Annotated in this window: 9 protein-coding genes; 4 read left to right on the forward strand and 5 right to left on the reverse strand. The window is 66.8% G+C overall.

Going from position 1 to position 10957, the window contains the following annotated elements:
- Positions 1–80 precede the first annotated feature (80 nt).
- A complete protein-coding gene (arsN2, locus tag CF70_RS24715; protein WP_035870853.1) occupies positions 81–509 on the reverse strand; it encodes an arsenic resistance N-acetyltransferase ArsN2 in 429 nt (142 codons plus the stop codon).
- A gap of 426 nt (positions 510–935) precedes the next feature.
- Between arsN2 and CF70_RS24720 the strand changes: the two genes are divergently transcribed.
- Together CF70_RS24720 and CF70_RS24725 are read left to right on the forward strand one after the other, a co-directional pair.
- Positions 936–2675, forward strand: coding sequence for an ATP-binding protein (locus tag CF70_RS24720; protein ID WP_035870855.1), 1740 nt, complete (start codon positions 936–938; stop codon positions 2673–2675).
- Positions 2676–3113: 438 nt separating this feature from the next.
- Entirely contained in the window at positions 3114–3422 is a 309-nt protein-coding gene (locus tag CF70_RS24725; RefSeq protein ID WP_051648923.1) for a nicotinamide mononucleotide transporter, read from the forward strand.
- Positions 3423–3474: 52 nt separating this feature from the next.
- Here the strand turns inward: CF70_RS24725 and CF70_RS24730 are convergent, their stop codons facing one another.
- From CF70_RS24730 to CF70_RS24740, 3 genes are all read right to left on the reverse strand, one after another.
- Positions 3475–4734: an arsenic transporter gene (locus CF70_RS24730; RefSeq protein ID WP_035870857.1), complete on the reverse strand. Its 1260-nt coding sequence runs from the start codon at positions 4732–4734 to the stop codon at positions 3475–3477.
- A 74-nt stretch (positions 4735–4808) separates the two neighbouring features.
- Positions 4809–6863: a penicillin-binding protein 1A gene (locus CF70_RS24735; protein WP_035870860.1), complete on the reverse strand. Its 2055-nt coding sequence runs from the start codon at positions 6861–6863 to the stop codon at positions 4809–4811.
- A 9-nt stretch (positions 6864–6872) separates the two neighbouring features.
- Positions 6873–7829 carry an alpha/beta hydrolase gene (locus tag CF70_RS24740; RefSeq protein ID WP_035870862.1) on the reverse strand — a complete coding sequence of 319 codons (957 nt, stop codon included), beginning with the start codon at positions 7827–7829 and terminating at the stop codon, positions 6873–6875.
- A 190-nt stretch (positions 7830–8019) separates the two neighbouring features.
- On the opposite strand from CF70_RS24740, the gene CF70_RS24745 reads away from it, so the two are divergent.
- Positions 8020–8271: a hypothetical protein gene (locus CF70_RS24745; RefSeq protein ID WP_035870864.1), complete on the forward strand. Its 252-nt coding sequence runs from the start codon at positions 8020–8022 to the stop codon at positions 8269–8271.
- 13 nt (positions 8272–8284) lie between these two features.
- Here CF70_RS24745 and CF70_RS24750 read toward each other — a convergent pair whose 3' ends face one another.
- Positions 8285–8692 (reverse strand): VOC family protein, encoded by a 408-nt coding sequence (locus CF70_RS24750; RefSeq protein ID WP_035870867.1) that lies wholly within the window; start codon positions 8690–8692, stop codon positions 8285–8287.
- A gap of 232 nt (positions 8693–8924) precedes the next feature.
- Here CF70_RS24750 and CF70_RS24755 point away from each other — a divergent pair, with 232 nt between their 5' ends.
- Positions 8925–10892 carry a sigma-54-dependent Fis family transcriptional regulator gene (locus CF70_RS24755; RefSeq protein ID WP_035870869.1) on the forward strand — a complete coding sequence of 656 codons (1968 nt, stop codon included), beginning with the start codon at positions 8925–8927 and terminating at the stop codon, positions 10890–10892.
- Positions 10893–10957: the final 65 nt, after the last annotated feature.

Raw genomic sequence — 10957 nt, forward strand, 5'->3', positions numbered from 1 at the left:
GCAGGAGCGGGACACACGAACAATCGCCGCGCACCGATCTTGCGGGAGCCGGGGGTGCAGGCCGCGGCGCGGCGGCAAAGCTACAGCGCGGCCTGCATCACCGTGGCGGATGCCGGGCAGGTTTCGCGGGACAATGCCGTGTCCAGCAATTCAGGCGGCATGCAGGCGCGATCCACGCGCTCGAAACCCAGGCGAGCAAAATAACCGGCCGCCGTAGTGGTTTGCAGCACCACCGACTGCACGCCGCGCGTGCGTGCCTCGGCCAGCATCGCCGCCACCAGCAATTCTCCAAGCCCGGCCGAACGGGCGCGTTCGGCGACCGCCACCGAGCGCAGCAGGGCCACCTGCCCGTAGTTCTCCACGCCGGCACAGCCGAGCAGGCCCGCGTTGTCGCGCACAACCAGGAAATTGTCGATCTGCTCGGCTACGCCATCAACCGGCAAGTCGCAAGCCTGGAGCAGATCCTGTACTTCCTTACTGTCTTTTTCGTTTGCATAGTGCGGGCGCATGATGCCCTCCTGCCCTTCGGGCTGTTCTTCATATCTTAAGTTCTGACTGGCTTTACGGTGCCTAGGGATACTTCTTAAGTAGATTCGCGTACTGGACGTTCCGCGGCCCAGGTTTCATGCGCAAAGGCGGCACCCGGCCCGTCCGGGTTCAGGGATTACACTGATGCGCTATCGTGGTGAATTCGCGATAGCAGATGAATCTTTTCCCATTGGGCCATTGGGCCATTGGGCCAGTGGCTGGTGCATTCGATCCGTCACGTACGTTCACGCGCGGAAATCCACTACCATTCCCTGCAGGCAACGACACCCCCGCGCGCCGGGCGAGCTCGCATTCACTCCGGCAACCACCCTCCGTTTCAAGAGCGACATGTCATGGCCGATATACCCGCTCCACCTTCAGCTTCAGCTTCACCTTCCGCTTCACTGTTGCGCGCACGCAGCGCGGGCATCCTGAAGACCGATGAGCTTGGCAACCGGGCCGCCCGTTCTCCGGACTATGCCGCCGAATGCGTGGCCTTGCGCCGGCTGGCACGGGCGCTGGTGGCGTCCGACCTTGCCCTGCTTCAATCGCTGGCGGATTCGGCGCTGAAGTTTTGCGGCGCGGGCAGCGCGGGCATCAGCCTGCCCGAAGACGGTGGCGACGATAGGGAGAGCTTGTACTGGACCGCCACGGCCGGCCTGTGCGACAAGCTGGTCGGGCACGCCGTGCCTTGCGAAGATAGTCCGTCCGGCATTGCGCTGGAACTTGGCGGCCCGCAATTGCTTGCCTATCCGCAGCGCCATTTCGCCTGCTTGCCGGCCCTGGAGCCGGAGGTGGTCGAGGAACTGGTGGTGCCGATTCCCGGCGATGGCGAACCCTGGGGCACCATCTGGGTCATGTCGCATGAGCACGGGCGCGTGTTTGATGAGGAAGATGCGCGCCTGCTCGAAAGCCTGGCCAGTTTTGCCGGCGCGGTGCTCAGCATGTCGCGCAGCAAGGATGCCGCCATCGCGGAAGCAGCGCAGGCCAGGGCCGCGCGCGAAGCGCTGCAATTGTCCGACACGCGCAAGGACGAGTTCCTCGCCATGCTGGGGCATGAACTACGCAATCCGATCGCCGCTATCGACAGCGCGATCAAAGTGGCGCGGCGGCTCGCACAGGTGCAGCAGGCCGCCTCCGGCATGCTCGACATTGCCGAGCGCCAGATGCGCCAGCTCAAACGGCTTACCGACGATCTGCTCGATGCGTCCCGTATCAAGCAAGGCAAGGTACCGATCGTGCGCACCCACGGCAATGTGCAGGATATCGTGGCCGATGCCTTGTCGTCGGTGGCATCGGATATCGAATGGCACGGCAATACGCTGACCACGGACCTGCCCGCGGCACCGGTGACGGTCTATGCCGATACGGCGCGCCTCACGCAGGTGGTCACCAACCTGCTGTCCAATGCGATCAAGTACACGCCGCGCGGCGGCACCGTTGCCTTGTCGGTCCAGGCCGAAGCGTCGCCCCCCGGCGACGCGCCGGTAGCCGTTGCCGGCCAAGATCGTTTCGATACGCTGGTGATCACGGTCAAGGATGACGGCATCGGCATCGATCCGGCTTTCCTGCCAAACGTGCTGGACATGTTCAGCCAGCACGCAGCAGATGCCCAAGGTGGCGGACTCGGCGTCGGGCTGGCCATCGTCAGACGCATGGTTGAACTGCACAACGGCACGGTGACGGTGCACAGCGATGGCAAGGGCCTCGGCACCCTGGTGCAGGCGCGGCTGCCCGTGGTCTGCGCCGGTCCGGTCGAGGCCGGCGCCGCGCAGCCCGGCACCCTTCCGGCGCAGCGTATCCTGCTGGTTGACGACAACACCGAAGCTCTGCGCGCGCTGGGCATGTTGCTCGAACTCGACGGCCACGAAGTCAGGCTGGCGGCCAGCGGCGAGGACGCGCTGGATATCGCCGGCGGCTTTACGCCCGATGTGGCGCTGATCGATATCGGCCTGCCGGGTATCGACGGTTTCCAACTGGCGCAAAGCCTGCGCGCGCTTCCCGCGTTCGCGGGCACCCGCCTGGTGGCGCTGAGCGGCTACGCCTCCGAAGCCGACAAGGCGCGAGGCGCGGCGGCCGGCTTCGATTTCCACCTGGCCAAGCCGCTGGCGATGGACGCCCTGGCGAGTATCCTGTCACGTGGCTGATGAAGGGGCGCCGGTGTTTGTCGGGACCTTATTCGTCACAGATCTGTAGGACGGCACACCCGCCAAATCAGAGATCTCCCGACGGCAGTGTTGTGCCCACCACTCCATACTTGAGAAACGCCAACATCAGCTGCCGTCGATGCTTGCCTTCCTCTTGCTAACCCTCGCAGTAACCCTCGCAGGCCTCGGGGTGGTCGTTATCGTCATCTACCTGGCCAAGTAAGCGCGCAACCCCGGCCGTCCCGGCGTGGCCAGGAAAACGCCGGCCGCCGTGGCTCACGGCCATGCCTTGGCGCCGGCCAGCCGGCTTGCTCCCGGCAAGGCAAAAAGCCGCGCAAAACACTTGCCCCGCACCGTTTCACGCGATAAGCTTCGCCCTGTTTTGTATGCAAAATATGAACACAAAATAAATCTGAAAACATTCAGGAGACAAGCGCGATGGATCTGGCGCAACAGTACATTCCCAATTTGCTCAATGGCCTGGAGTGGTCCGGCTGCGCGCTGGCGATGAGCGGCTCTTTGCTGGTGGCCCTGCATAACAAGGCTTCTCGCTGGGGCTGGATCGCCTACCTGTGTTCCAACATTGTGTGGAGCGTGTTCGCCCTGGTGACCGGCACCTATGGCCTGTTCGTCCAGCAGCTGGGTTTTACCGCGACCAGTATCTACGGCCTCTATCGCCACGCGCAGTTCCATCGGCAGCAGGAGAGCCAGCCGGGCCACGGCCATATCACGGCGGATCCGGCCTGAGGCGAGGCATCGGCTAGCGTGCGTATTCGAACGAGCGCCGGGGACAGCGCGGTCAGAGCAGCAATGCCGCCAGCGCCGGCACCAGCGCCAGCGGCATCACCACCGCGCCGATGCGCAGGAACTGCAGCGTGCCGACCATCTGGCCCTCGCGCCGCAGCGCCGTCAGCCATAGCAGGGTCGCCAGCGAGCCGGTGACGGACAGATTGGGGCCAAGGTCGATGCCAATCAGCACCGCGTCGGTGACTTGCGCGGAGGCATGGCTGGCCGCCAGTGCCGACGAGGCGAACAGCCCGGCCGGCAGGTTGTTGACCACGTTGGACACCAGGGCCACCGTGCCGCCGGTCACCCATATGCTGGCCGCCGGAGACTGTTGCGACAGCGCCTGCACCAGTTGGGCGAGTTTCCCGATCAGGCCGGTCTGCTCCAGGCTGGCCACCAGCACGAACAGGCCCGCCACCAGCGGCAGCACGCCCCAGGAAATCTCGCGCAGCGCCGGCAGGCACAGGCCGGGGCGGCGCGCACAGACCAGCAGCAGCGTCGCCACGCCGGCCAGGCAGGTCGGCCACCCCAGGTCGGCGCCCAGCAACGATGCCACCAGCAGCACAAGGCCCATCGCCACAATGCCGACGGCGGTCAGTTTGGCCTCGATCGTCAGGGGCGGCACCGGCACGTCGGTCGCGATGCCCTCCTTCAGGGCGTGGCGCTGGGTCCAGTAAAGCGCGGCAAAGGTCGCGGCGATGGAGACGGCCGACGGCAAGGCAAAGCGCGCCAGCCAGTCCGGCAGCGTGGGCATGTGCGCCCCGAAGATGACGAGGTTGGCGGGATTCGAGATCGGCAGCACGAAGCTCGCTGCGTTGGCAATGAAGGCGCAACTGTAGAGATAGGGCAGGGGATGCCTGACCCTGGCGGCGCGAGTGGCGGCGAGGACAGCCGGCGTCAGCACCACCGCGGTGGCATCGTTGGACATGAACACGGTGACCAGCGTGCCGAAACCATAGACCAGCACGAAGAGCCGCCGCGCCGATCCCCCGGCCTGGCGCACCGCCACGGCCGCTACGTGGTCGAACAGCCCGGTCTTGCGCGCCAGTTCGGACGCCAGCATCATGCCGCCGAGAAACAGGTACACATCGTAGCCGCGTGCCACGGCGGCCAGCGCATCCGGTACCGCGAGCAGGCCCGTCACACACAGCAGCAGTGCGCCCGCGACGGCCCAGAAGGCCTCGGGCAGCCGGAAGGGCCGCATGATGACCCCAAGGGTGGTGGCCGCCGCCACTGCCCAGATCAGTGGGCCGCTGTAGGAGGAAATGTTCATCGGGCGCGTGCAGGCAGCAGGTGATTGTTCATGTTGTGGGCGGCATTCGTGCGCGGGGCAGCGCCCCGCGCGCGTCAGGTGCTGGGCTGCGACGGACGGGGCGTGGTCCCTGGCGGGAAGGGGGACGTGGATGCCCTGACAGGTTCCGCAGGTCCGGCGGCCGCGGGAGGGGTGGCCATCCCGACGGGCCCGGTTGCGGGATCGGGCTGTGCCGGCGGCGGGAAACCAAGCGCTGCGATGCCGTGGCTGCCATCCGCATACTCCGGATAAATCCAGTCGTCGCCACTGCGCACCAGGTTTTTCGGCGCCACGAATTCCGCCTCGGGCTGGCCGGCCAGCCGGCCTTCCATGTAGTTCGCCCAGATCGGCAGGGCCGTGGTGGCGCCGAATTCGTGCCGGCCCAGGCTGCGGTTGTCGTCGAAACCCATCCACGCCACCGTGACGATGCCCGAGGCATAGCCGGCAAACCAGCCGTCGACCGAATCGTTGGTGGTGCCGGTCTTGCCGGCCACATCCGCGCGCCGCAGGTAGCGCTGCAGCCCGGCGCCGGTGCCGCTGGTCACCACACTGTGCAGCAGGCTGTTCATCACATAGGCGTTGCGCTCGGGAATGACGCGGCGCGGCTGGGGCTCGCTGTCCGCAGTGAACAGCACATTGCCCGCACCGTCGCTGATGCGCTCGATCAGGTAAGGCTCGGTGCGGTAGCCCTCGTTGGCGAAGACGCCATAGGCGGCGGCGAGCCGCAGCGGCGTCGTGGTGCCGGTGCCCAGCGCCATCGGCAGGTAGCGCGGCAGGCGTTGCTCGGAGAAACCGAATCTGCCGGCGTAGTCCACCGCATAGGGAATACCGATGGCCTGCAGGGTGCGGATGGCCGGCAGGTTGCGCGACTCGGCCAGCGCCTGGCGCACGCTGACGGCACCCAGGAAGCGGCCATCGTCGTTGCCCGGTTGCCACCGCGACGAGCCTTCCAGCGGCGCGTCGTTGATCATCGTGGTGGCCGATACGCCGCGCTCCAGCGCGGCGGAGTAGATGAAGGGCTTGAAGGTCGAGCCCGGCTGGCGCAGCGCCTGCGTGGCATGGTTGAAGCGGCTGGTGGCAAAGTCCGCACCGCCGATCAGTGCCTCTATGGCCCCCGACCTGCTGTCCAGCGAAACCAGCGCGGCCTGCTGTCCGCGGGCGTTGCCGTGGCGCTTGCCGTACTGGTCGAGCCCTGCGTGCACGGACTCGTAGGCCAGGCTTTGCCTGACCGACGATACCGTGGTGTAGACATTCAGGCCGCGGGTATAGGCAGCTTCGCCGAAACGGTCGTAGGCAAGCTGCCGGGCCAGTTCCGCCACGTACTCGGCGTGGCCGCCGAAATGGCCGCCATTGGATCCCGCCACCTGCAGCCGTTCGGACCGCGCCGCCTGGTACTGATCGTGCGAGATCATGCCCAGCGCCTGCATCCGCCCCAGCACATATTGCTGGCGCAGCCTGGCGCGGGGAAAGTTGACTACCGGATTCATGGTCGACGGCGCCTTGGGCAAGCCCGCCAGCATCGCCGCTTCCGCCAGCGAGAGCGCTTCCAGCGGCTTGCCGAAATAGGTCTGGGCCGCGCTGCCGAAACCGTACGCATGTTCGCCCAGGTAGACCTGGTTCATGTACAGCTCGAGGATGCGGTCTTTCGGCAGGGCATGGTCGATCTTCCATGCCAGCAGGATTTCATACCACTTGCGCGCCAGCGTCTTCTCGCGCGACAGGTAGAAATTGCGCGCCACCTGCATGGTGATGGTGGAGGCGCCCTGGGCGTAGCCCTCGCCGATATTGGCGAGCGCGGCGCGGAAGACCCCGGGGATATCGACGCCGGCGTGCTGGTAGAACTGATCGTCTTCCGCCGCCAGCAAGGCATTGGACATCTGCCTGGGCATGCGATCCAGCGGCACGAATTCGCGGTGCTCGTTGCCGAACTCGCCGATCAGGACGTTGTCGCTGGTAAAGATCCGCAGCGGTACGTCGGGGCGGTAATCCCGCAGCGCTTCCACGTCGGGGAGTTGGCGCAGGCTCACCACGGCGGCGAACCCAACTAGCAAGGTGGAGGCTGCAGCCAGCGCTAAAGCGGCGCTTGCTGCCTTTACAACGACTCTTTTCATCCGCGCATTCTACCTTGGGGCAAAAACCGGGTAGCCGGCCACGCCATCCGGGGCTTCCGCCGCTGTCAGGCCGTCCCCATTGTCTTGTGAATCATCCGGTGCTGCCGGCCGGGTGCCGGGTTTGCCGACCTGCTGCGCGAATTGCGCCAGCGCGCGCCAGGTCTCGGCGCGCTCGATGATGGTGGAGTGGTCGGTGCCCGGCATCGTCTGCCGCGCCACCTGGCCGGGCCATGCCGCGATCAGGCGCTCCGAGCATTCGTGCGGTACCACCGCGTCGGTCTCGGCAAGCAGCACCTTGGTGCTCTGCACCACCTTCTTGCAGTGCGAAATCGAATCGAAGTGATGGCGCATCAACTGCCGCAGCGGTACCAGCGGGAAGCGCTTGCGCACGATCTCCAGCAGCGAGTCATAGGGCGTGATCAGCTGCAGGCTCTCGAAATCCTGCAGGTCCGCCAGCTGGATAGCCACGCCCGTGCCGAGGCTGCGGCCGACCACGTGCACGCGCGTGCCCGGGAACAGGCGGCGCAGGTGCAGCAGGAACTGGCTGGCATCCGCCACGGCGGCGGCTTCCGAGGGCTGGCCGTCCGAATGGCCCAGGCCGCGGTAGTCCATGGTGGCAAAGCCCACGAGCGGCGGCAGCCACTGGAGGTACTGCATGGTGTCCAGCACGTCCTCGCCGCGGCCGGGCAGGTAGAACAGCAGGTCGCGCGCCGTGTTCGTGTCCCGCACGGTTTCCCCGGTTTCCGTGTCCAGCACGCCTTGCGTGCCATAGACGTAGCCGCGCAGCAAGCCGCCCGGCACCTCGTGCGAATACGCGGTAATGCCATCGGGCAGTTCCCGCGGGGGGCGGCGGCGCGCGTCGAACAGCAGCCGGTCCTGGTTCAGCGCCAGGTAAGTCCAGTAGCAGGTAAAGCCGCCTGCGGTCAGCAGTACGGCGGTGAGCGCCTTGCGTGTGTGGGATGGCATGCTGGATTCGGAGGGTTTGTTCTGCCTGACTTCTCTGCTTCGCTTGACAGCGCAATGCGGGGCGTTTCGTGGTGGATCCCTGGCGATTTTCCGGGGCCACGGCATTCGACCCGGCTTGGCCCCCGCAAGTTCTTGTACGATACGCTTCACATCAACGGCGGCCGGTGCGGCCGCGCACGGAGCCAAAGGCATGACCGACCAGCACAACCAGAACGACGAACAAAAGCGCGCCGAGGAAGCGCAGGCGATGGACCGCGTAGTCAACGCAACGCGGCAGGTGCAGGTGGCATTTGCCGCGCTGCAGGGGCAGTTTGCGCCACAAGGCAGCGGCAAGCCGTCAAAGATGGCGCTGCAGACATTCGATGCCGCCTTGCAGGCGCTGGAAGATGCGCAAGCGGCATTCGACGAGGTCCTCAACGACCTGCTCGACGGCAAGCGCTGAGCCCGTCCGGCGCTCAGGGTGCCGGATAAGCCGCCACCTCGATCAGGTTGCCGTCCGGATCGCGGCAATACACCGAGGTCATCGGGCCGAGCGCGCCGGTGCGCTGCGCCGGCCCGGCCTCGATCGGCACGCGATGTGCCAGCCAGTGCGCGATCACGCTCTCCAGCGTGTTGCGCGTGATGAAGCAAAGGTCGTCGCTGCCGGCGGTGGGATGGGTGCCGGTGAACCAGGTCACGGTATCGGTGCCGATGGGGCGCAGGTTGATCTTCTGCTGGCCGAAGCGCACCGAGACCCGTTTGCCGGTGCGGGATTCGAAGTCCTCGCGCTGCATGCCAAGCACGCTCTCATACCACGCCGCGCTGGTTTCGACGTCCTTCACATTGAGGACGATATGGTCGAAACGGTCTATCACGATGCTCATCTTGCGCCTTTCAAGGGAGTGAAACGAGTCAGACGGGAACGGGGCGGGGCGCGATCGCGCGTGCCGGAAGCAGGTACTGTACACCCGACTTCTTCATCGCGCGTGCCCGTGGCGCCGGCGGCTTGTGATAATGTTCCGCGGCAAGGTCGCCACGCCGCCCGCCAGGCTGGCGCAGAGACGGCCTGACCCGGCCTGGCCGGGATCCAGAACAGGAGACAGGAGACCTGCCGCCATGAGCAGCACGCCAGCCAGCCACGCCGCGGCGTCGGACAACGATCCGGAGCGCCGCGCCCTGATTGCCCGCGCCCACGCGCGCTCCTCCGGCTTCGGCCTGGAAGCCGTGCATGCTGCGGACTGCCACCCGCTAGGGGGGCGCGCGCTGCACGAACTGGTTAGCGCCAACCAACTCCTCTACAAGCACGCGCTGCCGGTCATGGAAACCTTGCATGCGCAGATCGCCAACACCGAGAGCATGGTGCTGCTGACCGATAGCGGCGGTGTGATCCTGCACAGCCTGGGCGATGGCGATTTCGCCGACAGGGCCCGGCGCGTGGCGCTGGCGCCGGGCGTGTCGTGGGCGGAGTCGAGCAAGGGCACCAACGCGATCGGCACGGCGCTGGCCGAGGCCAGTCCCACGGTGATCCATGCCGATGAGCATTTCCTGCGCGCCAACCGCTCGCTGACCTGTTCCTGCGCGCCGATCGCCGGGCCGTCTGGCCAGGTCCTGGGCGCGCTGGACGTCAGCGGCGATCGTCGCGGCTTCCACAAGCACACCATGGCGCTGGTGCGGATGTCGGCGCAGATGATCGAGAATCACCTCTTCGCCACCCATTTCACCGACGCTGCGCTGGTGCGCTTCCATGCGCGGCCCGAGTTCGTCGGCACGCTGTTCGAAGGCATGGCGGCGTTCGCTGCCGACGGCACTTTTCTTGCGGCCAACCGCAGTGGCCTGTTCCAGCTGGGCTTGCCGCCCGATTCGCTGGAGCGCCACAGCTTCGCCGCCTTGTTCGGCATGCCGCTGGGTGTCGCGCTCAAGCAGGGCGAAGAGGCCTCCGGGCAGTTGCTGACGCTGACTTTGCCGAGTCGCGTGCTCGTGTTCGCGCGGATGGCATTGCTGGCGCAGCCCCGGCGCGTATCGCACACAGCGCCCGCTGCGCCCGCGGCACGCACATCCGCCGCCGGGCCGGCTTCGGCGCTGGCTGCCCTCGATACCGGCGACGCCCGCATGGCGGCCGTGCTGCAGCGGGTCGACAAGGTACGTGGGCGCGATATCCCAATCCTGGTGCTGGGGCGCACCGGCACCGGCAAGGAATGGCTGGCGCGCGCCATCCATCGCGACTCGCCGCGAGGCGCGGCGCCGTTCGTGGCTGTCAACTGCGCGTCCATCCCGGAGTCCCTGATCGAGGCCGAACTCTTCGGCTACGAGGACGGCGCGTTCACCGGCGCCCGGCGGCGAGGCAGCCCGGGCAAGCTGGTGCAGGCGCATGGCGGCACCTTGTTCCTCGACGAGATCGGCGACATGCCGCTGGCACAGCAGGTAAGGCTGATGCGCGTGCTGCAGGAGCGCGCGGTGACGCCGCTGGGGGGCGCCCGCGCGATACCGGTGGATCTGCGCATCATCTGCGCTACCCACCGCGACCTGCGCGCCATGATCGCTGCCGGTACGTTCCGCGAGGATCTGTACTACCGGATCAATGCGCTGGCGGTCACTTTGCCCGCGCTGCGCGACCGCACCGACCTGCCGGTCCTGGTGGAACGCATCCTGACGCAACAGCTTGCGCAGGCTGAGCATGCCGCGCATGGTGGAGGGCATCCAGGCCAGATCGCGGCGGACGTGCTGGCACGTTTCCAGCGGCATCCGTGGCCGGGCAACCTGCGCCAGATGGTCAACGTGCTGCGCACCGCGGCCATCATGGCCGAAGGCGAGGACGAGATCCGGGTGGAGCATTTGCCGGAAGATTTCGAGGACGACCTGGTGCCGGAGGCGCACGGCGACGCGCAGCGAGCGATGGACAGCGATGACAATTCGGCCGGCGTCGCACCGGTGCAGCCAGCCGACGCCCCCGAGCGCCTGCGCGATCGCGAAGCCGCCATGATCCGCCAGGCGCTGGCACGCCACGGCGGCAACATCAGCCTGGCCGCGCGCGAGCTGGGATTGTCCCGGAACACGATATACAGACGGCTGAAACGTGGCAGTTGAAGCATGGCCCGCCAGCCGTCCACACCGCCCCGTGATGCGAAGCGAGCCCCCCACGCGATGCGAAG

Origin of the sequence: Cupriavidus sp. SK-3 (genome assembly GCF_000611145.1) — a bacterium.
Classification (GTDB): domain Bacteria; phylum Pseudomonadota; class Gammaproteobacteria; order Burkholderiales; family Burkholderiaceae; genus Cupriavidus.